Source organism: Streptomyces sp. NPDC042364, from assembly GCF_056437585.1.
Genome location: NZ_JBWKAJ010000030.1, coordinates 1 through 25,950, shown reverse-complemented (window position 1 = coordinate 25,950; position 25,950 = coordinate 1). Strand labels below are relative to the sequence as shown.

The window sequence follows — 25,950 nt, the reverse complement described above, 5'->3', positions numbered from 1 at the left end:
CACAGCCCCATCCCCGCCGTCCGGCCCGGCCCTCGCCCCTCGACACTCAGCCGCACGCACCTCCGCCCGCCCGCCCCGTCATACGTATCCGCCCACCACCCCCGGCCCCACGGCCGACGCCACGGCCTCGGCGACCTGCTCGACCTCCTCGTCCGTGAGCGTGGAGACGGTGATCCTGATCCCCTGCGGGGCACTCATCCGGAAGCGGGCGCCGGGCGCCACGGCCCAGCCGGCGTGCAGCAGGCGGGCGACCGCACCGGTCTCGTCGGGGACATGGATCCATACGTTCATCCCACTGACACCACGCGCCTGGACCCCGCGCACGGCGAGCGCACGGATCAGCGCGTCCCGCCGCCGCCCGTATGCCGCCGCGACGGCCGGAGCGTCCACCGCCCCGTCGGCCCACAGACGCACGACGGCCCGCTGCGCCAAGCGGCTCACCCATCCGGGCCCGAGCCGCTGGCGGCCCCGCACCCGGTCGAGGGTGGCGGCGTCCCCGGTCAGGACGGCGAGCCGCAGATCGGGGCCGTACGCCTTGGCGACCGACCGCACGAAGGCCCAGCTGTGCGTGGTCCCGGCGAGCGGATGCAGGGGCTGGTCGACGATCCGGTAGCCGTGGTCGTCCTCGACGAGCAGGGTCTCCGGGTACTCCCCCAGGACGGCCCTCAGGGCACGAGCGCGTGCGGCGCTCACCGCCGCCCCGGTCGGGTTCTGCGCCCGGTCCGTGACGATCAGGGCCCGCGCCCCGGCCTCCAGGGCCCGTCGGACGTCGTCAGGGAGCGGCCCCTCGTCGTCGACACCGACCGGCACGATCCGCAGCCCCAGCGCCGGAACCAGATCGAGGACGCTGCCCCAACCGGGGTCCTCGACGGCCACGGCGTCCCCGGGCCTCAGGTGCACGGCGAGCACCCGCTCGATGGCGTCCAGCGACCCGGAGGTGACGGCGACGGGCCCGGCGGGGACACCGTCGGCGTCCAGGTCGGCCCGCGCGATCCGCGCCAACTCGGGCTCGACGGGCCCGGCACCGTACAGCACCGGCTCACGGTCGCCCTGCTCGGCGGCCGCCGCGAACACACCCGCGAGGCGCGGCAGCAACTCGGGGTCCGGATTGCCGTCGGCGAGGTCCCGCACCCCTTCCGGCACCTCCACCCGGATGTACTCGCGCTCGGTGGTGGCGGGCCTGGGCCGCACCCGGCTCCCCCGTCGTCCGGCGGTCTCGATGACCCCGCGCTCGCGCAGGGTGCGATAGGCGGCCGCGACGGTATTCGGATTCACCCCCAAGTGCACGGCCAACTCCCGCATCGGAGGCAGCAGTTGACCCGGCTCCAACTCCCCGGCCCCTACCGCGCGCTCGACGCTGGCCGCGATCTCGGCTGCGCGCCGACCGGTGATTGGGTATTCTCCTAGCACAAAGCCAAGTATGCACTAGTGCAATGGAGATCGCAATGACGGGGACCCCACAGTCGACGACACCGACACCGGCCGCCTACGCCGCCACCGACCGCACCGTCCCCACCCGGTCCCCGCAGCGGGCCTCGTACGACAAGGAGGCGGTGCACGCGATACTCGACGAGGGGTACGTCTGCCACCTCGGCTTCGTCCGTGACGGCGCCCCGGTGGTACTGCCCACGCTGTACGGCCGGGTCGGCGAGACGCTGTACGTGCACGGGTCGACCGGGTCGCGCCCGCTGCGGATGACGGGGAAGGCCGACCCCGGCCTCCCGGTGTGCCTGACGGTCACGCACGTCGACGCGCTGATCCTGGCCCGCTCCGGCTTCCACCACTCGATCAACTACCGCTCGGTGGTCGTGCACGGCATCGCCCACCAGGTCACCGACCCGGAGGAGCGGCGGATCGCCCTGGACGCCCTCGTCGACCACGTCGTCCCCGGCCGCTCCCGGGACTCCCGGCCCGCCAACGCCAAGGAGTTCGCCGCCACCGCCGTGATCAGGCTCGACCTGAACGAGGTCTCCGCCAAGGCCCGCACCGGCGGTGTCAACGACGAGCCCGAGGACCTCGCGCTCCCCCACTGGGCCGGTGTGGTCCCCCTGCGGAAGGGCTACGAGACCCCGGTCCCGGCGCCGGATCTGGCCCCCGGTATCGAACTCCCCGAGTACCTCAAGGCCCTGTGATGCTGATCCACCCCTGGGACGCCCCGCGCGACGACGGCGAATGGCGTCGCTGGCTCGCCGCCCACGACTTCGGCCAGCTCGCCGTCAACGGCCTGCCCGGCGACGCGCCCCACGTCCAGCCGATGCACTTCGCCTACGCCCCCGACGAGGGCGAACACGGTGTCGCCCTCGCCCATCTGGCCCGGCCGAACCCCCTGTGGCCGGCCCTGGAGGCCGACCCCGACGTCCTCCTGAGCGTCGTGGACGACTACGTCTACATCCCGGGCCCCTGGCAGACCCCACCGGGCGCCCCGCCGGAACACGGCACTCCGACCAGCTTCTACGCGGCCGTCCAACTCCGCTGCACGGCCCATGTCATCGACGACCCGGCGGAGAAGGCCGCTCTCCTCAACCGCCAACTGGCCCACTTCCAGCCTGAGGGCGGCTCCGCCACCGCGGCAGCCGACGAGGCACCCTACGGCCGCCTCCTCCCCGGCATCCGGGGCCTGCGCCTCGAAGTGACAGCCGTGCGCGCCAAGTTCAAGTACGCCGCCCATCGCCCTGAGGAGGTCCAGGACCGCGTCGTGGCGGGCCTCACGAGCCGGGGCGGGCCCGGTGACACGGAAGCCCGCCGCCACCAGCTGAACCGCCGGGGGATCTGGCCACCGGGCGGTCGACCGCGCCCTGAAGAGCCCGGCGTGAAGGAACGCACCCGCGGATAGAGGGACGGGGAAGCGGCGCGCTCGGCCACAGACGACCGGCAGCCCGCCACGCGCCACCACGCACCGGCACCGGGGCACACCACGACAACGCCCGGCACACCGTCAACGGTGTCCGGAGGCCACCTCGCCCCGGTCGACGCCCGCTCCACCGGACGCCACCACCTCCGCCGCCCCGGCCGCCCCCTGCCCCGGAGCGGACCGCTGCGCGACGAACGCCCCCACCAGCACGACGGCCCCTCCGACGAGCTGCGGCGCCGACAGGTGCTCGCCGAGCAGCACCCAGGCGAGCACCGTCGCGATGACCGCCTCCAGGCACGCGACCACTCCCGCCACCTGCGGGGACAGCCGCCGCACGGCCACCACCCCGGTGACATAGGCCAGCACCGTGGCGATCAGCACGACCCAGCCGAGCAGCAGCCAGGCCGGCACCGGCCTGCCGTCCATCCGCGCCGTGCCCCCGAGCACCGCCCAGTCCATGCCCCAGGGCCGGGCCACGACGGTGAGCACCGCCGCGCCGACGAGCAGCCCGTAGGCGATGACGCCCAGCGGATCCGGCGCCCCGTCCCCCGTGTCGCTCCCCTGGTCGGAGAGGACGAAGTAGCCGACCTGACAGCAGGCGGCCCCGAGCGCGAGCAGCAGACCCAGGGCGTCGAAGCTCAGCCCCGCCCACACCTCGACGACGCAGGCGAGCCCCCCGACCGCGAGGACGACCCCCGCGGCGGCGGCCCGTGTCACCGGCCGCCCCTGTACGAACCGCACCCAGCCGAGCACCAGGGCCGGAGCGAGGTACTCGACGAGGAGTGCGACCCCGACGGGGATCCGGGATATGGACGCGAAGTAGAAGGCCTGCACACCGGCCACGGCCAGCAGCCCGAACCCGGCCAGCAGAGCGGGCCGCCGTCGCACCAGGTCCCGGTGCCGCACGGCCGGCGGCAGCATGACCAGAGCGGCGCCCGCGACCCGCAGCCACACCACGTGCAGCGGGTCGAGCCCCGCCTCTATGAGTGGTTTGGCCGCGGTGCCGGACCCGCCGAAGGCGAGCGCTGATCCGAGCGCGAGCCCCAGTCCGACGCCGCGCCCACCTTGCCCCTGACTCCCCTGAGACCTGTGCACCGGCACATGATGACAGGAGCCAACAGGAGCGTCATCCGCGATTGCACCTGTCTCACCGCTCGGACACCGGACCCATGCCCCCGACATCGACCCCGGCGCCCCCGAGCACCTCCGCGGCCCGCGAAGCAGGCGCCGAGACGATCGCGGCGAGCAGATCGACCCCGTGGGCCCGGTCGGCACCACGTCGTACGGCACGCTCGTACGCCTCCGTCACGGCCCCGGCCGCCACCGGCGACCAGCCCGGCACTCCCGGTGCCACGGCCCCGGTCCCCGGGTCCTCGACACCGGTCTGCCAGCGCAGCCCGTAGCCGATGCTCCGCTGCACCAGGTAGCCGAGCAGGCGGGCGATCTGGGGCGGTTCGAAGGCGGCCCGCACCTGCGGGTCGGCCTCCAGGAGCGAATGCAGCAGATGGGCGGTGTCGATCTGCCGGTCCCCGTCCCGCAACGCCCGTCTGCGCGCGCCAGCGACCACCGAGGCCAGCTCGTCCGTGAGCCTGTTCTCGAGCTCCGCGTGGTTCGGGCCATGCCCGACGGCCGCCTGCCGGGGAATCCGGGATCGCACGCCCTCCACCCCATCAGCCGCGGCGGGCGGAGTCATCCACGGGAGGAACCATCTTCGAGTCCGACACAGGTTGCGCAAGGACGACCCTCGCCTCCTCCCTGCGGATGAGAGGCGGCCCGGCCGTCCCGGGGGTGTGCGTGCGCGCCCGGCGCTGATCACACACACTCCTCCTGACAGTTCATCAGTATTGAATGTTCCGGCTCTCGCGGCTACGTTCCGCGACACCACCGTCCGAGACGAAAGGGTTGTCGCATGGCCGATGTCAGCGCGGAGGCACGCATCGGGGCATCCGCCGAGCAGGTCTGGGCCCGGCTCGTGGACTGGCCCTCGCACGGCGAGTGGAACACGACCCACAGCGGCTTCCCCAAGGGCGGCCCGGAGACGCTCGCGGTGGGCGGCACGTACCAGGAGAACCTGAGGCTCATGGGCTTTCCGGCGGAGGTCGTATGGACCATCGCCGAGCTGGAACCGGCCCGGGTGCTGGCCATCCGCGGCAAGGGCCCGATGGCGGTCGACCTGGCCACCCGCTACACCCTCACCCCCGACGGCGACGCCACCACGGTCCGCATCGACGGCAGCTTCACCGGCGCGGCCGTCTCCTTGATGGCGGGCAAGCTCAAGGACTCCGCGACGGCGGCCCTCGGCGAGTCACTGCGCAAGCTGGACGCCCTGGTGAGGTGAGCGCGCCGCACGACCCCCGTCCCGCCGCCGGAACCCGGGCGACCGGCACACACGGGAAGTGCCCCGCGGAACCACGCCCGCGGGGCACTTGGAGCCGCACCGAGGAAGACCCGTCTCAGTCCTCGTCGGCGAGGATCAGATACAGCTTCTTGCGGGCTTCGTTGATCACGGCCAGCGCCTTGTCGCGCTGCTCCTTGTCACCGGTCTTCCAGACCTGACCGAACGCCTCCATCAGACCGAACCCGGCCTGCCGGATCTCGCTCAGCGCCTCCCAGTCGACCCCGCGCGAGGCCTCTTCCCAGGGCGCGTCGGGACCGTCCTCGGCCGCCGTACGGCCGGCCTCGGTGAGCGAGAACAGCTTCTTGCCACCCTCGCTCGCGCTGGCGATCAGCCCCTCGTCCTCCAGCAGCTGGAGGGTGGGGTACACCGAGCCGGGGCTGGGCTTCCACGCCCCGCCACTGCGCTCGGCGATCTCCTGGATCATCTCGTAGCCGTGCATGGGCCGGTCCTTGAGGAGGGCCAGGATCGACGCGCGTACGTCTCCCCGCCGCGCCCTGCCCCGGGGACCGCCCCGGCCTCGCCCACCCCAGGGTCCCGGACCGAAAGGCCCGAAGGGACCGGGGCCGCCATGGCCCGGCCCGAACGGCCCGAAGGCGGCACGCTGCGCCTCGCCGTCACCCCGGGCGAACGCATGGCCGCCGCCTCGGCGCGCATGCCCCCGCTCGAATCCGAAGCCCTGTCCGTAGTCCTGTCCACGGGAACGCATCACGATCACTCCATTCCATCGTTGATCTGTCGCGATGCCTCAACGATATATCGGAACACTCCCATCGACAAGCCCCCTCCCATGCGCCGCGCCCAGGAGAACGGACAGCGGGACGGTGTTCACGGCCACCGGCCACCGTGCCCCGGCCATCAGCGCGCGGGCCGGTTCCGGCAGACGCCGTGGTGGCGCGAGGGTGGCTCGCCGACGCGAGCCCGACCCGCCGACCCGGGGCGTTCCCGACCTCGCGTCCGATCCGGTGATCGGTCCAGTGCTCAGGGATTGGCCTTGGCCCGGGCCTCCACCGGCCCCCTAGCGTCACCCCTATGCGAATTCGTATCGTCGACGCCTTCACCGACCGCCCCTTCCACGGCAACCCGGCCGGTGTCCTCCTCCTCGACTCGTTCCCGGCCGACGCCTGGCTCCAGAACGTCGCCCGGGAGGTCAACCACGCCGAGACCGCCTTCGCGCACCCGCTCCCCGAGGGCGGCGAGGCCGACTGGGCGCTGCGCTGGTTCACCCCCGTCACGGAGGTGGACATGTGCGGCCACGCCACGCTGGCCACCGCGCATGTCCTGACCAGCACGGGCCGGCATGAGGGCCAGGTACGGTTCGCCACCCGCAGCGGCATCCTCACCGCCACGCCCCGCCCGGACGGCTCCCTCACGCTCGACTTCCCGACCGCGCCCCTCACCCCGGTCACCGCCCCGGACGGCCTCGCCGAGGCCCTGGGCGCCGAACCGCTCACCGTCCTCGACACCGGCCCTCACGTCGGAGACCTGCTGGTGGAGCTGTCCGGCGAGAAGACGGTCCGTGCTCTCACCCCCGACCACAAGGCCCTCGGCCGTCACTCCCGGCGCGGCGTCATCGCCACCGCCCGCGCCGAGGACCCCGCGGCCGGCCACGACTACGTCTCGCGCTGCTTCTTCCCCAACGTCGGAATCGACGAGGACCCGGTCACCGGCAGCGCCCACACCGCGCTCGCCCCCTTCTGGTCCGAACGCCTGGGCAGCCCCACCCTCACCGGCCTCCAGGCCTCCCCCCGCTCGGGCCTCGTCCGCACCGAACTCCGCGGCGACCGCACCCTCCTGAGCGGCCGGGCGGTCACCGTCATCGACGGCGAGCTGCTGGCCTGACCCCACCACAAAGGGGCGTACGGCATTCGCCGTACGCCCCTGCCCGCGCCCTGGTCGCGAAGCCGCCGCCGTTCCCCCTCGGCCGCCCGCGTCACCCCGGTCAAGCCGTCGGCAGCCACCCCACCTTGCCCGCCAGCAGCCCGTACCCCACGAACGCCCCGATGTCGAGCAGTGAGTGCGCCACGACCAGCGGGCCGACGCGTCCCCACCGCCGGTACAGGTAGACGAACACCACGCCCATCACCATGTTGCCGACGAACCCGCCGATGCCCTGGTAGAGGTGGTACGACCCGCGCAGCACCGAGCTGGCGGCCAGCGCGCCGCCCGGGGACCAGCCCAGCTGCTGGAGCCGGCGCAGCAGGTACCCGACCACGATCACCTCTTCGAGCACCGCGTTCTGGATCGCGGAGAGGATCAGCACCGGGTACTTCCACCACACTTCCGGCAGCGCCTCCGGCACCACGGTGAGGTTGAAGCCGAGACCGCGGGCCGCCAGGTAGAAGGCGATGCCCGTGCTGCCGATCACCGCGGCGATGGCCGCGCCCCGACCGAGGTCCGGCCACGGCTTCGTCCGGTCGAACCCGAGCGTCCGCAGCCCCGCTCCCTCCCGCATCAGGAAGTGCGCCACCAGCGCCACCGGCACCAGCGCGGTCGTGATCCCGAACAACTGCCACGCGAGGTCGAGCCACGGCCTGCCGGGTGCCGCCGAGGCGTTCATCGTGGCCGCCTGGTCCTTCAGCCCGCCCGGCCTGGTGACCGAACCGATGAAGCTGATCAGCGCGGACACCCCGCTGGCGCCGAGCGAGAGGCCCAGCACGAGCAGGGTCTCGTCCCTGAGTATCCGCCGGGTCGGCCGCTCCCGCGGCAACGCACCGTCCACCGACTCCGCCTGCCCCTGCACCCACGCCTCCACTGGTCCGTTCCCACCGGGGGACCATCATCGCCTGCGGCGCTGCGGGACTTGCCGGGGGCGTGCCTTCAGGGCCTCGGCCCGCACCCGGCCCGGGCACCGGGCCACGCGCGGGTCAGCCGGACACATTCACCGCCCGGGGGCGCGGGAACGGCGTGACCAGCCGTGACGGCGCCCGCGCCCGCTCACCCCGCGCCCTCAGCCCATCGGCACGGGCTCCGGCAGCCCCACCGGCCAGGTGTGCACCGGCTCCCCGGCATGCATCAGCTCGCAGTACCTCCGTGTGGTGGCGGCCAGGGCCGCGTCCCGCCCCAGGCCCTTGGCCAGCGCCTGATGGAACGTTTCGACCTGCCAGGACGCCCCGTTGACCCGGCGTCGGCAACGTTCCTCGACGACCCCGAGGTAGAAGTCCCGGTCGACCCGCTCTACACCCCACGCGTCCAGCCCCGCCTCGGCGAGCGGCAGCAGTTCCTCCCGTACCAGGTCGACCGCGTCCACCGGCCCCACCCCGCCGTACCGTCCGCGTCGCGGCCACTGCAACCGCGCGTCGATGCCGTGCCGGCACGCCTCCTCGAAGTTGGCGGCCGCGGTCTCGAACGGCATCCGCGTCCAGACGGGCCGCGACTCCTCGGCGAGGGCGCGCACGACCCCGTAGTAGAAGGCCGCGTTCGCGATCACGTCGGTGATGGTCGGTCCGGCGGGCAGCACCCGGTTCTCGACCCGCAGATGCGGAACCCCCTCCGCGATGCCGTACACCGGCCGGTTCCAGCGGTAGACCGTGCCGTTGTGCAGCGTCAGCTCCGCGAGCCTCGGAACGCCGCCCGCGTCGAGGACGGCGAGCGGATCCTCGTCGTCGCAGATGGGCAGAAGCGCCGGGAAGAAGCGCAGATTCTCCTCGAAGAGGTCGTACGCCGAGGAGATCCACCGCTCCCCGAACCAGGTGCGCGGCCGCACACCCTGGGCCTGGAGCTCCGGCGGCCTGGTGTCCGTCGACTGCTGGAACAGCGGCGGCCGCGACTCCCGCCACAGCTCGTGCCCGAACAGGAACGGCGCGTTGGCCCCGATGGCGACCTGCGCCGCCGTGACCGCCTGAGCCGCGTTCCACACGTCCGCGAAGCGCTCGGGAGTGACCTGGAGGTGCAACTGCACCGAGGTGCAGGCGGCCTCCGGCGCGATCGACTTCGATGTGCACACAAGCCGCTCCACACCGTCGATGTCGAGCGTGAAGTCCTCACCGCGGGCGGCGACGATCTGATCGTTGAGGAGCGTGTAACGGTCGCCCGCGGAGAGGTTGGACGAGACCAGGTCGTCCCGGTCGAGCGTCGGCAGAATGCCGATCATCACGATGCCGGCATCCACCTCCCCGGCTTTCCGGTCGGCGTACGCCAAGGACGTCCGCAGCTCCTCGGAAAGCCGGTCGAATACCCGGCCGCCCAGCCGGTGGGGAGCGATGTTGACTTCCAGATTGAACATGGCGAGTTCTGTTTGAAAGTCTCGGCTCGCAATCCGTTCCAGTACTTGCGCATTCATCATTCTCGGCAGGCCGTCGGCCCCGACGAGGTTCAGCTCGATCTCCACGCCCATCAGGTTCTTCGGGCGGTCGAACCGCTTCTCCTCCAGCAGGCGCTCCAGTCCCGTCAGACACTGCCGCAGTTTGTCACGGTAGAGCTGACGGTCGGACAGGCCGAACGACCCCGCCACGACCTTCTCCCCCATCGAAGTGTCCCTCCTCGGATGGGCAGGCCGACGAGCCGGCCACGACTGTCCCGGTTCACGGATGATGATGCCCAGGCAGAGCCGCCGATAACGTCCCGCGCGAGACCTGCGCCCGCTAGGCTGAGCCCGTTCACCCTCGGCCCTTTTGCGTAGGCGTGCTTCTGGCACATTCACGCGGCACGAAAGAGCACGCGCTTTCCACGCCTGGATTCGTGAAAAGCGCCGACGAGAACCGGCCGACCGCTACGCGTCGGTAATCCGAGGTCATCTCCTCATCCCCGACAAAAAATCGGGATGATTCCCGCGATTCAGCGACCGGATACCGCCTTGCTCTTCATATCGAAGACAGCTAGCCGAAACACCGATTGAACACGCGTCGTATAAACTCCGCAAACGAGGCTGAGAGTCGGCACTCGCGGTCCTCGGTCCTGCCGTCGGAGCTCGCACGGCGGACCCCCAACCCACGCACCGGACCCCGGGCACCCGTCTCTTCGATCCACGAGAGCTGACAGCGCCGTCCGCCCCCGCCCTCGCGCCACCGTGCCTGTCGAATGAGAGGCGACCCACCATGCCGCTGCTTGTCCCCCCGGCTCCCGCGCCCGCCCTGCGCACCGTCCTCACGGCACTCGGATCTCCCACCGCCGTCAGGGAGGACCGAACCCCTTCCCTGCGAAACGCCCAAGGTCCCGCCACGCCCGAACTCCCGCTGCCCGTCCACGTACTCGACCGGATCACCTCCGAGGGCGCCGGCAGCACCCGGCTCGCGGGCTGGCGCTTCCTGATCCGCTCCGGCGACCGCGCCCTGGCCGCCGCCGAGACCCGCCTCACCCCCGACGGGTGGGCGTTCTCGCACTTCTTCGAGGGTCCGTACATCGCCTCCACCGAACACGCCCTGCGCCAGGCCGACGTCATGCAACAGCCCTACCAGCCCCGTCTGCTGTCCGTACCCGAGCTGTACATGCTCACCCTCTGGCTGCATGCGGACACCACCGCCGACGGGACCACCGGCCACCCGGCACCGACCGACCTCCTGGTCCCGCTGGCCCCCGCACCACCCGGAATCGCGGCCCACCGCCCGCACCGGGTCGCCGATCTCCTGCCGGTCCTGACCACCCGAGTGACCCCCGCGCCCCTGATGGGGTCGCCCGCCTGAGCCGAGGTCGCCGCCTCACTCGCCTCATCGAGTACCCCGCTGCCGATATACCGGCAGCGGGGTACTCGGCTGTCATCGGCACACCATGCCGCTCTTCCGCGCGGCAATACGCTCGTACGAGCTATTCCCCGCCCCTCACCCCCGTCGGACTAGCCCCATCCGACCATTGCGAACCACCCGAATGGACAGTGGAGTTGCGATGAACCGTCCGCGCGGGGGATGCGTCATCAACCTGTGAGAAGCGGTGCTGCGAAATGCCTGCGGATTGACGCCCGTGGGGCAACACTGGGACCGGACCGAATTATCACAACGGGGGGCGGCCATGAGCGAGGCTTCACGCCGCGGAACAGACACGACAGCCATCTCACCACTCACGACAGAGCGAAAGATCCCAACAACCATGTGCCAGCACCAGCCACCGTGCCCGACCGCCGCATCCGCCGACCGGGAGGGCGCCCGACTCGTCGCGCACCACCCGGAGCAGGGATGGAGCCTGCTCTGCAACGGCGTTCTGCTCTTCGAGGACACCGGTGAGCTCCTTCCCGACGGCCGGATCATCGCCCCGCACCGCCCGCTGGACAGCGGCACGGTGATGACGGCGGCCTGAGCCGCGCGAGGTGCGCACAGGGCGGGCGTCCCCGCAGCGGCGTCCGCCCGGACACAAGCAACAAGAGGGGCCGGCCGGAGAATCACTCTCCGAACCGGCCCCGAGGCGTATGCGCGGATGACTACTCTTCGTAGGCGTCCAGCGGCGGGCAGGAGCAGACCAGGTTACGGTCGCCGAAGGCCTGGTCGATCCGGCGCACCGGCGGCCAGTACTTGTCGGCGGGCTTGACCCCGGCCGGGAACACGGCCTCCTCACGTGTGTACGCGTGGTTCCACTCGCCGCCGAGCGCGGCCGCGGTGTGCGGCGCGTTCCGCAGCGGGTTGTCCTCGGCGGGCCACTCGCCCGCGCCGACCTTCTCGATCTCGGCGCGGATCGCGATCATCGCGTCGCAGAACCGGTCCAGTTCGGCGAGGTCCTCCGACTCGGTCGGCTCGATCATCAGTGTCCCGGCCACCGGGAACGACATCGTCGGCGCGTGGAAGCCGTAGTCGATCAGCCGCTTGGCGATGTCGTCGACGCTCACGCCGGTCGTCTTCGCCAGCGGCCGCAGGTCGACGATGCACTCGTGCGCGACGAGCCCGCCCGGGCCGGTGTAGAGCACCGGGTAGTGCGGCTCCAGCCGCTTGGCGATGTAGTTGGCGCTGAGCACGGCGACCTGCGTCGCCCGCTTGAGGCCCTCGCCGCCCATCAGCCGGACGTACGCCCACGAGATCGGCAGGATGCCCGCCGAGCCCCACGGGGCGGCCGAGATCGGACCCACACCGGTCTCCGGGCCGGCCGCGGGCTGCATCGGGTGGTTCGGCAGATACGGCGCCAGGTGCTCCCGGACCGCCACCGGGCCGACACCGGGGCCGCCTCCGCCGTGCGGGATGCAGAACGTCTTGTGCAGGTTCAGGTGCGAGACGTCACCGCCGAAGTGGCCGGGCTTGGCGAGGCCCACCAGCGCGTTGAGGTTGGCGCCGTCGACGTACACCTGGCCGCCCGCGTCGTGCACCTGGGCGCAGATGTCGGCGACGTGCTCCTCGAACACCCCGTGGGTCGACGGGTAGGTGATCATCAGTACGGACAGCTCGTCCCGGTACTGCTCGATCTTCGTCCGGAGGTCCTCGACGTCGATCTCGCCGTCCTCGGCGGTCTTCACCACGACGACCTTCATCCCGGCCATCACGGCGCTCGCGGCGTTGGTGCCGTGCGCGGAGGACGGGATCAGACACACCGTCCGCTGGTCGTCGCCGTTGGCCCGGTGGTAGCCGCGTACGGCGAGCAACCCGGCCAGCTCGCCCTGCGATCCGGCGTTCGGCTGGAGCGACACCTTGTCGTATCCGGTGACCTCGGCGAGCCGCTCCTCCAGCTCACGGATCAGCGTCAGATAGCCCTGCGCCTGCGCGGCGGGCGCGAAGGGGTGCAGCTGCCCGAACTCGGGCCAGGTCACCGGCTCCATCTCGGTGGTCGCGTTGAGCTTCATGGTGCAGGAACCCAGCGGGATCATGCCCCGGTCGAGCGCGTAGTCCCGGTCGGCGAGACGCCGCAGGTAGCGCAGCATCGCCGTCTCGGACCGGTTCTCGTGGAACACCGGGTGGGTGAGGTACTCGTCGGAGCGCAGCAGCGCCTCGGGCAGCGTGTCCTCGGCGACGGCGTCGAGGTCCTCGACGCTGCCCTCCACACCGAACGCCGTCCACACGGCACCCAGCTGCGCCCGCGTCGTGGTCTCGTCGCAGGCGACGGACACCTGGTCGGCGTCCACGAGGTGCAGGTTCACACCGTGCTCGCGCGCGGCCGCCACGACCTCGGCGGCCCGTCCCGGCACCCGCACGGTCAGCGTGTCGAAGTACGCGCCGTGCACGACCTCCACCCCGCCCGCGGCGAGTCCGGCCGCGAGGACGGTGGCGTACCGGTGGGTGCGCCGCGCGATGGTCCGCAGGCCCTCGGGCCCGTGGTAGACGGCGTACATGCCGGCCATCACGGCCAGCAGCACCTGGGCGGTGCAGATGTTGCTGGTCGCCTTCTCGCGGCGGATGTGCTGCTCACGCGTCTGGAGGGCGAGCCGGTAGGCCTTGTGCCCGTCTGCGTCCACGGAGACGCCCACGAGCCGTCCGGGCAGGCTGCGCGCGAACTTCTCGCGCACGGCCATGTAGCCCGCGTGGGGCCCGCCGAAGCCCATCGGCACACCGAACCGCTGGGTCGTACCGATCGCGATGTCGGCGCCCAGCTCACCGGGCGGGGTCAGCAGCGTCAGGGCGAGCAGGTCGGCGGCGACGGTGACGAGTGCCCCGAGTCCGTGGGCCTGCTCGATGACCGGCTTCAGATCGCGTACGGCTCCGGAGGCGCCCGGGTACTGGAGGAGCACGCCGTTGATCTCGCGTGAGGCGATGTCGGCGGGAATGCCGTCGCTGAGGTCGGCGACGACGACCTCGACCCCGGTGGGCTCGGCGCGCGTCTCGATCACGGCGATGGTCTGCGGCAGCGCGTCCGCGTCGACCAGGAAGAGACCCTTCTTGTTCTTGCCCATGCGCCGGGAGAGCGCCATGGCCTCGGCGGCGGCCGTGCCCTCGTCGAGCAGGGATGCGCCTGAGGTGGGAAGGCCGGTGAGGTCGGCGACCATGGTCTGGAAGTTGAGCAGCGCTTCGAGCCGCCCCTGGGAGATCTCGGGCTGGTACGGCGTGTAAGCCGTGTACCAGGCGGGGTTCTCCATGACGTTCCGCAGGATGACGGGCGGCGTGAAGGTCCCGTGGTAGCCGAGTCCGATCATGGAGCCCAGCACCTGGTTGCGGTCCGCGAGCGACCGCAGCTCGGCGAGCACCTCGGCCTCGGTGCGCGCGCCCGGCAGCTTCAGTGCCTCGGCGTTCTTGATCACATCGGGGACCGCGGCGGCCGTCAGCTCGTCGAGCGAGCCGTAGCCGACGTGGGCGAGCATCTTGGCCCGGGCCTCGGCGTCGGGTCCGATGTGACGCCGCTCGAACGGGATTCCCTGTTCGAGCTCTGCGAGCGGAATGCGGTGGGCGGTCATTGCGGAGGCCTCCTGGTCTGACGCGACCTTCGAGGGCACCACGGCACGGGTGCCCGGACGGCCTCCCCCTCTGTCATCTCGACCTGAGAGCTTCACCGGCCCGGGTAGGACCGGCTTTCACCGTCGGTGAGAGCGGAAACCGTCGACACCCGCTCTGCTTTCCAGAGTGACCTCGTCCGTGCGGTACGTGAGCCTGAGAGATTCCGGGGAGGATTTGCTCCTTCGGCGCCTCCGGATGGTGTCCGGAGGACTCTCCCGCACGGGTTCAACAGCCGCTGCCAGCGTATCAGCGCGGTCAACGCACGTGTCTTCGAGTGGCCGCCATCCCCGATGTGCCTTTTCGTAGTGGTGAGGAACGATTTGCAACCCTCATGGCGACCACTTGGAGGGCCCGTGCAGACCGACATCGATCCGCGCAATCTGATCGGCCGCAAGGCGTTCGACCGCAAGGGCACCAAGATCGGCACAGTGGACGAGGTCTACCTGGACGACGCGACCGGCGTCCCCGAATGGGCTGCCATACGCACGGGCCTCTTCGGCCGCGACGCCTTCGTTCCCCTTGAGCCCAGTGAACTCGTCGAGGGTTCCCTCCGCGTCCCCTTCGACCGCGCCCTGATCAAGGACGCCCCCGACTTCGGCGTGGGCCGCCACCTCTCCCCCGAACAGGAACTCCAGCTCTACCACCACTACGGCCTGGACATCGCCCCGCCTCCCCCTCTGGACCACGACTTCGGCGACGTGACAAGCCCGGAAGACCCCTGACCTGCCATTTCATCGCGATCGTGGCGGCAACCCCGGCAGCTGCGGCCCGGCGAATGTCTGCCCGACCCCTCCCTCATACTCGGCTCCGGGACCCGGCACGGTCACCGCCTCCGACGGCCGCACCGGTCCGCCCGGCACCAACGGCAGCGGATCCACCGCCTCGAGATCGGGGTCGTCCGTGCGGAACGTCCGCACCCGGCCCGGTTCCGCGTCCCCCGGCGTCTCGAACCGCACCGTGACCCGGCCGAGCCCGCTCCCCTGCACCCACCCGTGCCCGTACTCGATGTGCCGGACGTCGTGCCCGGCCGACCACCGCCGTTCGACGGGGGCGCTCTCCTCCGCGACGACCTCCTCCACCGTCTCCTCCTCCGGAAGCTCCGGCTCCCCCGCAGCCTGCGCGAACAGATCCTCCTGCGTGTAGTCGGCGAGCCCGCTGACCCCCACCCCCAGCAACCGCACCCCGCCGGTGGTGTCGACGGCCTCCAGCAGCCGTGCCGCGGCCTCCCGCACCACAGCCGGGTCGTCCGTCGGCCCTCGCAGCGTCTCCGACCGCGTCAGCGTCGAGAAGTCGTACCGCCGCACCTTCAGCACGATCGTCCGCCCCGACAGCCCGGCGCTCCTCAGCCGCCGCACACACCGGTCGGCGAGCCTCTGCACCTCCAGGCGGACCCGCACCCGGTCATGGATGTCCACGTCGTACGTGTCCTCCACGGACACGGACTTCGCGTCCCGCTCGGCCACCACGGGCCGGTCGTCCCGCGCCAGCGCCATCGCGTACAACCCGTGTCCGTGGGCTTTCCCCAGCAGCCGTACGACCTCGTCCTCGCCCGCCTCGGCGATCTCCTCGACGGTGGTGATCCCGGCACGCCGCAGATGGTCCCCGGTGGCCGGCCCCACACCGGGCAGGATCCGCACCGACATCGGCCCGAGCAGCGCCCGCTCGGTACCGGGCTCGATCAGCACCAGCCCGTCCGGCTTGGCCTGCTCGGAGGCGATCTTCGCGAGCATCTTGGAGGCGGCCAGCCCCACGGACCCGGTAAGCCCGGTCACCGCTCGTATCTCCTGACGCAGCCTCACCCCCGTCGCCCGCGCCGACGCCTCGTCCCAGGCCGCTCCCCCGGCCTCCAGGTCCACGAACGCCTCGTCCAGGCTCAGCGGCTCCACCAACGGCGACAGAACGTGCAGAAGCCCCATGACCTGCTGGCTTATCGCCCGGTAGAACGTGAAGCGCGGCGTGAGATACGCGGCGTTCGGCGCGAGCCTGCGTGCCTGCGCCGTGGGCATCGCCGAGTGCACCCCGAAGACCCGCGCCTCGTACGAGGCGGTGGCGACCACACCCCGGGGGCCCAGGCCGCCGACGATGACGGCCTTCCCGCGCAGACTCGGCTTGGACGCCTGCTCCACCGAGGCGTAGAAGGCATCCATGTCGAGATGCAGAATCGTGGGCGCGGTTCTCACATCTCCGATGCTGCCCTACGCCACTGACAATGCCCTGCCACGGCCGATGGCGAGCCGGTGTCGCCGACGACGAGCGCTGCCGCGGGTCCGACCGCTCGGGCCCCCGTCGTGCTCCGCTCAGACCGCCCGGTTGCGCCTGCGCGCCAGTTCGTCCGCCGGGTTGGGGCGGACCAGGGTCTCGCCCGTGTCGATCCGCTCCCCGTGCAGCTGGGAAAGAGCGCTTTCCACGTCCCGCCAGACGACCCCCACGGCGATCCCGAAGATCCCCTGACCGCCTTGGAGCAGGGCGTGCACCTCGTCCGGCGAGGTGCATTCGTAGACCGTGGCGCCGTCGCTCATCAACGTCATCCGCTCCAGATCGCTGAAGCCCCGCTCCCGCAGATGCTGGACGGCTGTGCGGATGTTCTGCAGGGAGACACCGGTGTCGAGGAACCGTTTCACGATCTTGAGGACGACGACGTCCCGGAAGCTGTAGAGCCGCTGCGTCCCCGAGCCGTGAGCGGGTCGCACACTGGGCTCCACAAGACCGGTACGGGCCCAGTAGTCGAGCTGCCGGTAGGTGATGCCGGCGGCGGCACACGCCGTGGGGCCGCGATATCCCACGTTCTCGTACGGCTCGGGCTCCGCCTCCGCGCCGTCCTGGACGGCCGTCGGCAACTGCGGGACGGGACCGGCCGCGCCGCCGGAATGGGGGTAACCCCTGCTCGAGCGGAGCCGAGCGCTCGGGGGAGGGTACGAGCCGCTCTCCCCCAGACTGCGTCCGGGGGCACCCCCAGCCGTACCGTCGCCGCTGCTTCTCACGCCGACCTCCGTCCTTGACCTGCCTTCTCGACGGTAGGCAGCCACCAGGGGTGCGTCAACGACCGCCACACTCGGCACGCCGAGTGATAATCACCCTGAGAGTGGTTTCCCGTGCCCTTCCGCGGGGAAAGGCTAGCCGAATGTGCTAAACGGAACCGCAGGACGCCATATCGGCACGTCAGGCGCACCGGCCTCCAGGGCCACCGTCTCCTTGACCGGCTGCGACTCGCCTCGGCCCGACCGGCCTTCACTCCGGTCGGCCGCTGCCGGCACCCCCTGCTCGTCCCGCAGGTCGCGACCGGGCCCCATGACGGAGCGGCCCGGAGGTCAACCCGCTCCCGGCCGCGCGACGGGACCTCGGGCCCCTGACACGGGCCGGAGACCCGCCGGCCACCCGGCCCGGCACCACCGCACCCCGGCCTCACTGGCTGCTCGTACCGAAGTCCTCCGGCGAGATCTGGTCGAGGAACTCGCGGAACTTCTCCACCTCGTCCTCCTGCTCGTCCGGGATCGCGATGCCGGCGTCATCGAGCACCCCGTCACTGCCGAAGATCGGCGTCCCGGTGCGCAGCGCCAGCGCTATGGCGTCGGAGGGCCGCGCGCTCACCTCGACGCCGCTGGCGAAGACCAGCTCCGCGTAGAAGACGCCCTCACGCAGATCGGTGATGCGTACTTCCGTGAGCTCCTGACCGACGGCCTCCAGCACGTCCTTGAACAGGTCGTGGGTCAGCGGTCGCGCGGGGGCCATGCCCTGCTGGGCGAAGGCGATCGCAGTCGCCTCCCCGGGCCCGATCCAGATGGGGAGGTAGCGGTCGCCTCCCACTTCACGCAGGAGCACGATCGGTTGGTTGGAGGGCATTTCGACCCGGACACCTACGACATCGAGCTCGTTCACACAGCAACCCTAGGCCGTGCTCGGGATGTTTGGGTAGTCGAGCACGGATCGGCCCGGCGATCCGCCACAGGCGAACACTCCGCCTCAGCGGAGCCGGACGCCCAGCGCACTCTGCACGAGAGCGGCGTGCAGCTTCACCGTGAGCCCCGCCAGTTCTCTCGTACGGTCCTCCGCATGCGCCCTGGTCTGCGGATTGCGGTGTCGTCGCAGCGGGGCGACCACCTGCTCCACGAGGCCGGCCTCACGGTCGGCGGCGGCCCTCATCACCCGAAGATGCCTCGGCTCGATACCGAACCGCCCCAGTTCCACCACAAGCGTGGCTACCGTGAGGGCCTCGGCGTCGTACGAACCGTCCGGCAACGGCGCCAGGAGCCCGTACGACTCCCACTCGGCCAACTGCTCGTCCCCGATCCCGGCGCCGGCGAGCAGCTCGGCCCGCCCGATCCGGGCGGCAGTGGGCTCGTCGGGCTCCCCGAACAGCTCATTCAGACGCTCTCCGTCACCGAGGTCGCGCTGACGGCCCACCGACGGCAGCCGGACGTCCTCACCCCGTTCCAGGGCCTCAAGGTGCTCACGGATCACCTTGAGCGGCAGATAGTGGTCCCGCTGCATCCTCAGCACGTGTCCGAGGCGCTCGATGTCCTCGGCACTGAACTTGCGATACCCCGAGGGGGTCCGCTGCGGCTCGATCAGCCCCTCCGACTCCAGGAAACGGATCTTGGAGATCGTGACCTCGGGGAACTCCTCGCGCAGCAGGTTCAGCACCGTGCCGATGCTCATCAGGCCACTGTTCGCGGCGGTGGTGCCGTGCCCGGCACCACCGCTCGTTGTTCGAAGCATGGACCTTCCCTGGGGTTGCCCCCCGGAACGAGTCCGGGGGCGGGTCAGTAGCCCCGCTGGCTCGCGTAGAAGACCAGCCGGTACTTGCCGATCTGCACCTCGTCGCCGTTGTGCAGGGCGACCTGGTCGATCCGCTCACGGTTGACGTACGTGCCGTTCAGGCTGCCGACGTCGGCGACCGTGAACGAGCCGTCCTGACCCCGGCGGAACTCCACGTGGCGCCGGGAGACGGTGACGTCGTCCAGGAAGATGTCGCTCTGCGGGTGACGGCCCGCCGTCGTCAGGTCACTGTCGAGCAGAAAGCGGCTGCCCGCGTTAGGCCCGCGGCGCACGACGAGGAGCGCCGAGCCGAGCGGCAGGGCGTCTACGGCGGCCTGGGCCTCCGGGGACAGCGCCGGCAGCTGGGTCTGCCCCGTCGTCTCGGAGTCGTAGGCCTCGAGGCCGGAGATCGAGATCGTGGAGGTCGTCTCGGACGGACGCTCCGGGACCGCGCCGGGACGCAAGGGCGCGCCGCAGTTCGAGCAGAAGCGGCTGTTCTCCGCGTTGCGGTTACCGCACCTCGTACACACCAGGGCCGACATCGACGGATCCTCCTGCCGCGGCTGCCCCGCCGGGGCATGGGACGCATACGGGTCGGTGGCAAACCCTCCACCCGTACCTGAGGTTGACGGGTCCCCGAAACCTATGCGGCCCGACTGGGCAGGGTCAACAGACGGCGCGCCCTGACCTCCGGAAATGTCACCGCCCGGACCAGCGACCTGGTCGCGGAACAGCGGGCGCTCGCCGCCCTGGCCCTCCGCCTCCGAAGGCTGCGCGCGATGGCGGGAGGTCGCGTTGTCGCTGTCCTCTCGCGCGCTCTTGCCGAACAACTTCGCAAACAACTTCACGGGCGATTCCCCTTGACCGAAACAGACCCGCCCGTGGGGCAGGACGAACCCTGACTGAACACACCGGCCGACCCGGACATCCTGACAACGTCCGTTTCCACCAGACAGTTTCCACCACGCACCACCCATTCGGTGCGCCGACCCCCCGCAACCTCATGCCCTCGCCTGACGACCCCTATGCACCTGCGGTTCACCGGGAGGACGACCGAGCGTAGTCAGGCCGCTTCGCCGCTCGCAAGGCGTCCACGACGATCTTGTCAGCCCGCTCCACCGTCACGGTGGCCTGCTCCTTCTCCAGTGTCTGCACCACGCCTCCGGGGATGTTCAGTGCGGGCTCGAGGTCCTGCGGGTTACCGATGACCTTGAAACGAAAGGGCTGGGTGATCTTGTTCCCGTCGACACTGATTCCCCCGCCGGAATCGGTGAGATAGGTGCTGGCCACGACGCGAACGCCGTTCACCTGGATCGCCTCCGCGCCTGCTGCGCGCAGCTCCTGGATCGCGTCGAGCAGCATGTCCGCCTCGACCGTCCCCTTCGTGTCGTTGATCGTCAGCGTGATGCCGGGTCCCTGCGCCGCCACGGTGCCCGCCAGAACGCCGAGTTGCCTTTCCTTCTCGACCGTCTGCTTGCGCGCCTCCTCGGCCTGGTCCGAGCTGTTCTCCAACTCGGTGCGCTGATCCTCGAGACCCTGCTTCTCCTCCTCCAGACGCTGAGTACGGTCATCCAGTTCATCGAGGATGCGTACGAGATCTTCCTGACGTGCGCCGCGCAGCGCGCTGTCGTCGTTGTTGGAGGCCACCTGGACGGCCAGGCCGAAGCCCAGGCCGAACAGCAGTACTGCCACGATGAGTTGGGCCCGTGTGAAGCGCAGCGGCCACAGCCCCTGGGCCAGCCGCTGCCGCCCGGTCAGCCGGCTCTGCTCATCCTGCGCCGCACTGCCGGGCTCCTCGGCGGCCGTGACGGGGACCTCCTGCGGGAGTTCCCGGCGCAACCGGGTCGTGGGTTCGTCGTCCTCTTCCCGGCCCTCGCCCGCCATCGGCCTCGGCTTCTCGTCGCTCTCGCTCATCGGCCTCACGCCCGGAACACGTGCCGGCGGATCGCCGCGGCGTTGGAGAAGATGCGGATGCCGAGAACGACCACCACACCCGTGGACAGCTGGGCACCCACCCCCAGCTTGTCGCCGAGGAACACGATCAGGGCGGCCACCACCACGTTGGACAGGAACGACACTACGAAGACCTTGTCGTCGAAGATGCCGTCCAGCATGGCGCGCAGACCGCCGAACACGGCGTCCAGAGCCGCGACGACGGCGATGGGGAGGTACGGCTCGACCACCGCGGGTACCTCGGGCCGGACCAACAGTCCGGCCACGACTCCGAGGACGAGGCCCAGTACGGCGATCACGATGTGCCCTTCCTAGTGCTCGGTTCTGCTGTTCGTACGATCACGCTCGGCGCGGCCGGCACCCTGACGTCGTCCTCGACGGAGATGCTGGTCCGGATCCCGAAGTTCTCCTGCAGGACGTGCAGATACAGCCCGTCGGGGCTGTTCTGGAACCTGGTGCTCAGCCTTTGCCCGTCCCCCACCGCGAGGACCGTGTACGGCGGCACCAGCGGTTTGTTGTCGACCAGTATGGCGTCGCCCGCCGCCCGGATCGCCGACAGCGCGGTGAGCCGCTGTCCGTTGATCGAGACGGCCTCGGCTCCCGACTGCCACAGTCCGTTGACGACCCGCTGCATGTCCCGGTCACGCACTCGTCCGGTGTCGGAGAACCCCGAGGTCTCGCGCGCGTCACCGTCACCGCCCTGGCTGGCGTTCTTGGAGTCGTTGACGATGAGCTTCACCCCGGGGCCGTGGACCTCGACGGCGCCCGACAGGACGCCCACGAGTTCGCCCTGCTCGCTGTCGCCGCCGTTCTTGAGCGCCTCTCGCTGGCGCGCGCTCACGTCGTCACGGAGATCGTCGACGGAGTCCTCGAGCTTGTCCGCGGCCGCGGTCTTCTGCTGGATGCGGTCGATGAGCTCCTCGCGCTCCTTGGCGACCACGGGGGCGCTGATCCGTGCCTGCGCCGCGCCCACGGTCACGACCAGGGCGGCCAGCACCAGCCCGGCGGCGAGGCCGAGCTTCGCCCGTACGGTTTTCGGCATGCCTCCGGTGCCGTCGGCCTTCTTCCGGGCGGCGGCCTCGGCGTACCCGTCGTCGAGGCTGTGTTCCATGACGTTGGTGAGCAGCGACATGGAGGCGTCCGGACGCGACGGGCGCGTGGGTGTGCTCCGAACGGGGGGCTGCTGCGGCATGCCGCACATCGTCGCACGTCGCGCCCGCTACCTCCGAATGGCCCCACCGACGTGCCGGACAGGCCCCGTTGGGGGCACTTGTCCGGCACGTGTGTGTGGGGTGGTTCAGCGTCCGGCGCTGTCCACCACCGACGACCACTCGTCCAGCAGGGCTTGCGCCGAGGCGTCATCGGGTCCCTCGGCCCACAGATGCGTGACGGCTTCCGCCGGGTCCGGCAGGACCATCACCCACCGCCCGTCGGTCTCGACGACCCGTACACCGTCGGTCGTGTCGACGAAGCGGTTGCCGGCGGCCTCCACGACGCGGCGCATCACCAGCCCCTTGACGGCCCACGGAGTCGCCAGATCCCTCTTCAGGACATGAGCCCGCGGAATCCGCGCGTCGATCTGGCTCAGCGTGAGCTGCGTCCGCGCCACCAGCCCGATGAGCCGTACGAAGGCCGCCGTCCCGTCGAAGACGCTGCTGAACTCGGGCACGATGAACCCACCGCGACCGTCACCGCCGAAGATGGTCGTCTCGTCCCCGCCGACCCGTGTGAGGTCGTCCGGCGAGGTGGTGGTCCACTCGACCTGTGTGCCGTGGTACGCCGCGACCTGCTCCGCGATCCGCGTGGTGGTCACCGGCAGCGCCACACGCCCGCTCCGTCGCTCAGCGGCCACCAGGTCGAGCATCACCAGCAGGGCGCGGTCGTCCTCGACGATCCGCCCCTTCTCGTCGACCAGGGACAGCCGCTCACCGACGGGATCGAACCGCACTCCGAACGCGGCCCTCGACGACGCCACGATCTCACCGAGCCGTACAAGCCCCGAGCGCCGCATGTCGCCCGTCTCCGTCGGCCTCGACTCGTCGAGACCGGGGTTGATCGTCAACGAATCGACGCCCAGTTTGCCGAGCAGACTCGGCAGGACGAGGCCGGCGCTGCCGTTGGACGCGTCCACGACGACCTTGAGCCCGGATTCGGCGATCCCCGTCGTATCGACGTTCCGCAGCAGTGAACCGGTGTACGAGTCGAAGACGCTGGCCGGGAAGTGCAGATCGCCGATCTCGCCCGGGAACGCGCGCCGGTACTCCTGCCGCGCGAAGACCCGGTCCAGCTTCCGCTGGCTGCCCTGCGACAGATCCGCTCCCTGGCTGTCGAAGAACATGATGTCGACGGAGTCCGGCACGCCGGGCGTGGTCCGGATCATGATCCCACCCGCACTGCCCCGAGCGGTCTGCTGCCGGGCCACCGGCAGCGGTACGTTCTCCAGGTCCCGTACGTCGATGGCGCTGGCCTGCAGCGCCGAGATGACCGCCCGCTTGAGGGCACGGGCGCCTCGGGAGTGGTCTCGTGCGGTGGTGACCGTCGAGCCCTTCTTGAGGGTCGTCGCGTAGGCCCCGGCCAGCCGCACGGCCAGCTCCGGGGTGATCTCCACGTTCAGGATCCCCGACACACCACGGGCGCCGAAGAGATGTGCCTGTCCGCGGGACTCCCAGATCACCGAGGTGTTGACGAACGCACCGGCCTCGATCGTCTTGAAGGGGTAGACCCGTACGTTCCCCTGGATGATCGATTCCTCGCCGACGAGGCACTCGTCACCGATCACGGCGCCGTCCTCGATCCGCGCGGCCCGCATGATGTCGGTGTTCTTGCCGACCACGCAGCCACGCAGATTGCTTTGCTGTCCGATGTAGACGTTGTCGTGGACGACGGCCTTGTGCAGAAAGGCCCCGCTCTTCACGACCACGTTCGAGCCCACGACGGTGTGTTCGCGGATTTCGACACCGGCCTCGACCTTGGCGTAGTCCCCGATGTACAGCGGTCCGCGCAGTACGGCGTCGGGGTGTACTTCGGCGCCTTCGGCGATCCAGACGCCGGGCGAGAGCTCGAACCCGTCGAGCTCGACGTCGACCTTGCCCTCCAGGACGTCGGCCTGCGCCTTGACATAGCTCTCGTGTGTGCCGACGTCCTCCCAGTAGCCCTCGGCGACAAAGCCGTAGATCGGCTTGCCTTCCTTCATGAGCTGCGGGAAGACGTCGCCGGACCAGTCGACGGGAACATCGGCCTCGACATAGTCGAAGACCTCGGGCTCCATCACGTAGATGCCGGTGTTCACGGTGTCGGAGAAGACCTGTCCCCAGGTGGGCTTCTCCAGGAACCGCTCGACCTTGCCCTCCTCGTCGACGATCGTGATGCCGAATTCCAGCGGGTTCGGCACCCGTGTCAGACAGACGGTGACGAGCGCGCCCTTTTCCTTGTGGAAATTGATGAGCTCGGTGAGGTCGAAGTCGGTCAGGGCATCACCGGAAATGACGAGGAAGGCATCGTCCTTCAGTGCCTCCTCGGCGTTCTTCACGCTCCCGGCAGTACCGAGTGGCTTCTCCTCGTTGGCATAGGTGAGCTCCATCCCGAGCTCCTCACCGTCACCGAAGTAGTTCTTGACGAGTGACGCCAGGAACTGGACGGTAACGACGGTCTCATTGAGCCCATGCCTTTTGAGCAGCCGAAGAACGTGCTCCATGATCGGGCGGTTCGCCACGGGCAGGAGCGGCTTGGGCATGCTCGAGGTCATGGGGCGAAGGCGTGTGCCTTCGCCTCCGGCCATCACGACGGCCTTCATGTCGGAAGCGTCCTCCTTGAAGAGACGACGGTCTAGCCGACTTCACCCGTCCAGATTGTCCCGCACTTTTCCGACGCGGGCCATCGAGCCACTACGGCCGTCCCATCGGACGGGCTCAATCGGCCATGGCGTCCGCCGCGACAAGTCGGCGGACCTGAACCACGTAGAGGATTCCTGCCCACCAATACAGGGTTGTACCCCATCCGGCGAACGCCCATCCGAAAATAGCAGCGAGTGACGAGATCCACCCACTTCCGTCACTGAGCAGCAGCAAGGGGAAGGCGTACATCAGGTTGAAGGTGGCCGCCTTCCCGAGGAAGTTCACCTGCGGCGGCGGATAGCCGTGCCGACGGAGGATGCCCACCATGACTAGCAGAACCAGTTCCCGCAGGAGAAGTACAGCCGTCAACCAAAGGGGCAGAATCTCGCGCCAGGTGAGACCCACCAAAGTCGACAGAATGTAGAGCCGGTCAGCGGCGGGGTCGAGTAGCCGGCCGAGGCTGCTGATCTGGTTCCAGCGTCGTGCCAGCTTGCCGTCCAGATAGTCGCTGACGCCGCTCAGGGCGAGCACGAGGAGCGCCCAGCCGTCGACCTTGGGGCCGCCGAACTCGGGCCAGAGAATCAGCCACAGGAAGACGGGCACGCCAAGGAGCCGCGCCATACTGAGGATGTTCGGGATGGTGAGGACCCGGTCCGTCTGGACCCGGGTCTCCTGGACCTCCACCCGGGGGCCTCCTGTGCAAAACGAGCCAATGATGCTCCCTGACCCTACCTCAACGCAAAAAAGCTCTGGCTCCCGGGCAGAGTGCCCAAGAGCCAGAGCTGTAAAAGGAGTTCGGCGGCGTCCTACTCTCCCACAGGGTCCCCCCTGCAGTACCATCGGCGCTGTAAGGCTTAGCTTCCGGGTTCGGAATGTAACCGGGCGTTT

Annotated in this window: 22 protein-coding genes, 1 rRNA gene, 2 pseudogenes and 1 riboswitch; of the genes and pseudogenes, 7 read left to right on the top strand and 18 right to left on the bottom strand. The window is 70.3% G+C overall.

Annotation, left to right across the window (positions count from 1 at the left end; translation table 11 throughout):
* Nucleotides 1–78: 78 nt before the first annotated feature.
* Nucleotides 79–1,410, bottom strand: a complete 1,332-nt coding sequence (locus AC067N_RS36020; RefSeq protein ID WP_478683157.1) for an aminotransferase class I/II-fold pyridoxal phosphate-dependent enzyme — start codon at nt 1,408–1,410, stop codon at nt 79–81.
* A 35-nt stretch (nt 1,411–1,445) separates the two neighbouring features.
* Between AC067N_RS36020 and AC067N_RS36015 the strand changes: the two genes are divergently transcribed.
* Together AC067N_RS36015 and AC067N_RS36010 are read left to right on the top strand one after the other, a co-directional pair.
* Entirely contained in the window at nt 1,446–2,132 is a 687-nt protein-coding gene (locus AC067N_RS36015) for a pyridoxamine 5'-phosphate oxidase family protein (RefSeq protein WP_478683156.1), read from the top strand.
* Entirely contained in the window at nt 2,132–2,833 is a 702-nt protein-coding gene (locus tag AC067N_RS36010; protein ID WP_478683155.1) for an FMN-binding negative transcriptional regulator, read from the top strand. The genes AC067N_RS36015 and AC067N_RS36010 overlap by 1 nt, the downstream gene beginning before the upstream one ends.
* A 102-nt stretch (nt 2,834–2,935) precedes the next feature.
* Here the strand turns inward: AC067N_RS36010 and AC067N_RS36005 are convergent, their stop codons facing one another.
* Both AC067N_RS36005 and AC067N_RS36000 read right to left on the bottom strand, forming a co-directional pair.
* Nucleotides 2,936–3,952, bottom strand: coding sequence for an EamA family transporter (locus tag AC067N_RS36005; protein WP_478683154.1), 1,017 nt, complete (start codon nt 3,950–3,952; stop codon nt 2,936–2,938).
* Nucleotides 3,953–3,998: 46 nt separating this feature from the next.
* Nucleotides 3,999–4,508: a peptidase gene (locus tag AC067N_RS36000; RefSeq protein ID WP_478683153.1), complete on the bottom strand. Its 510-nt coding sequence runs from the start codon at nt 4,506–4,508 to the stop codon at nt 3,999–4,001.
* 252 nt (nt 4,509–4,760) lie between these two features.
* Here AC067N_RS36000 and AC067N_RS35995 point away from each other — a divergent pair, with 252 nt between their 5' ends.
* Entirely contained in the window at nt 4,761–5,189 is a 429-nt protein-coding gene (locus AC067N_RS35995; RefSeq protein ID WP_478683152.1) for a type II toxin-antitoxin system Rv0910 family toxin, read from the top strand.
* Between the two features lie 115 nt (nt 5,190–5,304).
* On the opposite strand, the gene AC067N_RS35990 is transcribed toward AC067N_RS35995, so the two are convergent.
* The gene (locus AC067N_RS35990; protein WP_478683151.1) at nt 5,305–5,955 is read right to left on the bottom strand and encodes a PadR family transcriptional regulator; all 651 of its coding nucleotides are present in this window, start codon (nt 5,953–5,955) and stop codon (nt 5,305–5,307) included.
* Between the two features lie 323 nt (nt 5,956–6,278).
* Between AC067N_RS35990 and AC067N_RS35985 the strand changes: the two genes are divergently transcribed.
* Nucleotides 6,279–7,088 (top strand): PhzF family phenazine biosynthesis protein, encoded by an 810-nt coding sequence (locus tag AC067N_RS35985; RefSeq protein WP_478683150.1) that lies wholly within the window; start codon nt 6,279–6,281, stop codon nt 7,086–7,088.
* A gap of 100 nt (nt 7,089–7,188) precedes the next feature.
* On the opposite strand, the gene AC067N_RS35980 is transcribed toward AC067N_RS35985, so the two are convergent.
* Entirely contained in the window at nt 7,189–7,989 is an 801-nt protein-coding gene (locus AC067N_RS35980; RefSeq protein ID WP_478683149.1) for a CPBP family intramembrane glutamic endopeptidase, read from the bottom strand.
* 207 nt (nt 7,990–8,196) lie between these two features.
* Entirely contained in the window at nt 8,197–9,714 is a 1,518-nt protein-coding gene (locus AC067N_RS35975) for a glutamate-cysteine ligase family protein (protein ID WP_478683148.1), read from the bottom strand.
* Between the two features lie 568 nt (nt 9,715–10,282).
* Between AC067N_RS35975 and AC067N_RS35970 the strand changes: the two genes are divergently transcribed.
* Complete coding sequence (locus AC067N_RS35970) at nt 10,283–10,867, top strand: hypothetical protein (protein WP_478683147.1); 585 nt, start codon at nt 10,283–10,285, stop codon at nt 10,865–10,867.
* A gap of 400 nt (nt 10,868–11,267) precedes the next feature.
* Entirely contained in the window at nt 11,268–11,474 is a 207-nt protein-coding gene (locus AC067N_RS35965; protein ID WP_478683146.1) for a DUF5999 family protein, read from the top strand.
* 121 nt (nt 11,475–11,595) lie between these two features.
* On the opposite strand, the gene gcvP is transcribed toward AC067N_RS35965, so the two are convergent.
* The gene (gene gcvP / locus AC067N_RS35960; RefSeq protein WP_478683145.1) at nt 11,596–14,481 is read right to left on the bottom strand and encodes an aminomethyl-transferring glycine dehydrogenase; all 2,886 of its coding nucleotides are present in this window, start codon (nt 14,479–14,481) and stop codon (nt 11,596–11,598) included.
* Between the two features lie 171 nt (nt 14,482–14,652).
* Nucleotides 14,653–14,749: riboswitch (glycine riboswitch) on the bottom strand.
* A 62-nt stretch (nt 14,750–14,811) separates the two neighbouring features.
* Here gcvP and AC067N_RS35955 point away from each other — a divergent pair.
* Nucleotides 14,812–15,027 (top strand): annotated as a pseudogene (locus AC067N_RS35955) (PRC-barrel domain-containing protein); the annotation flags it as partial.
* Nucleotides 15,028–15,167: 140 nt separating this feature from the next.
* Here the strand turns inward: AC067N_RS35955 and AC067N_RS35950 are convergent.
* The 11 genes and pseudogenes from AC067N_RS35950 to rrf form a co-directional block, all read right to left on the bottom strand.
* Nucleotides 15,168–16,701, bottom strand: a pseudogene (locus tag AC067N_RS35950) (DNA polymerase IV).
* Nucleotides 16,702–16,818: 117 nt separating this feature from the next.
* Nucleotides 16,819–17,502 carry a MerR family transcriptional regulator gene (locus tag AC067N_RS35945; RefSeq protein ID WP_478683144.1) on the bottom strand — a complete coding sequence of 228 codons (684 nt, stop codon included), beginning with the start codon at nt 17,500–17,502 and terminating at the stop codon, nt 16,819–16,821.
* A 421-nt stretch (nt 17,503–17,923) separates the two neighbouring features.
* On the bottom strand, nt 17,924–18,397 hold the full coding sequence (locus AC067N_RS35940; RefSeq protein WP_028797289.1) for a bifunctional nuclease family protein: 474 nt from the start codon (nt 18,395–18,397) through the stop codon (nt 17,924–17,926).
* An 84-nt stretch (nt 18,398–18,481) separates the two neighbouring features.
* Nucleotides 18,482–19,237, bottom strand: a complete 756-nt coding sequence (gene ftsR / locus AC067N_RS35935; RefSeq protein WP_478683143.1) for a transcriptional regulator FtsR — start codon at nt 19,235–19,237, stop codon at nt 18,482–18,484.
* 44 nt (nt 19,238–19,281) lie between these two features.
* Nucleotides 19,282–20,253 (bottom strand): FHA domain-containing protein, encoded by a 972-nt coding sequence (locus tag AC067N_RS35930; protein ID WP_478683142.1) that lies wholly within the window; start codon nt 20,251–20,253, stop codon nt 19,282–19,284.
* A gap of 61 nt (nt 20,254–20,314) precedes the next feature.
* Nucleotides 20,315–21,190 carry a DUF881 domain-containing protein gene (locus AC067N_RS35925; protein ID WP_478683141.1) on the bottom strand — a complete coding sequence of 292 codons (876 nt, stop codon included), beginning with the start codon at nt 21,188–21,190 and terminating at the stop codon, nt 20,315–20,317.
* A 5-nt stretch (nt 21,191–21,195) separates the two neighbouring features.
* Complete coding sequence (locus AC067N_RS35920) at nt 21,196–21,528, bottom strand: small basic family protein (protein WP_009343209.1); 333 nt, start codon at nt 21,526–21,528, stop codon at nt 21,196–21,198.
* Entirely contained in the window at nt 21,525–22,430 is a 906-nt protein-coding gene (locus AC067N_RS35915; RefSeq protein WP_478683140.1) for a DUF881 domain-containing protein, read from the bottom strand. The genes AC067N_RS35920 and AC067N_RS35915 overlap by 4 nt, the downstream gene beginning before the upstream one ends.
* A gap of 96 nt (nt 22,431–22,526) precedes the next feature.
* Nucleotides 22,527–25,022: a sugar phosphate nucleotidyltransferase gene (locus AC067N_RS35910; RefSeq protein ID WP_478683139.1), complete on the bottom strand. Its 2,496-nt coding sequence runs from the start codon at nt 25,020–25,022 to the stop codon at nt 22,527–22,529.
* 115 nt (nt 25,023–25,137) lie between these two features.
* Nucleotides 25,138–25,746, bottom strand: a complete 609-nt coding sequence (clsA, locus tag AC067N_RS35905; RefSeq protein WP_468099044.1) for a cardiolipin synthase ClsA — start codon at nt 25,744–25,746, stop codon at nt 25,138–25,140.
* A gap of 109 nt (nt 25,747–25,855) precedes the next feature.
* Nucleotides 25,856–25,950: ribosomal RNA gene (rrf, locus tag AC067N_RS35900) — 5S ribosomal RNA — on the bottom strand; the annotation flags it as partial.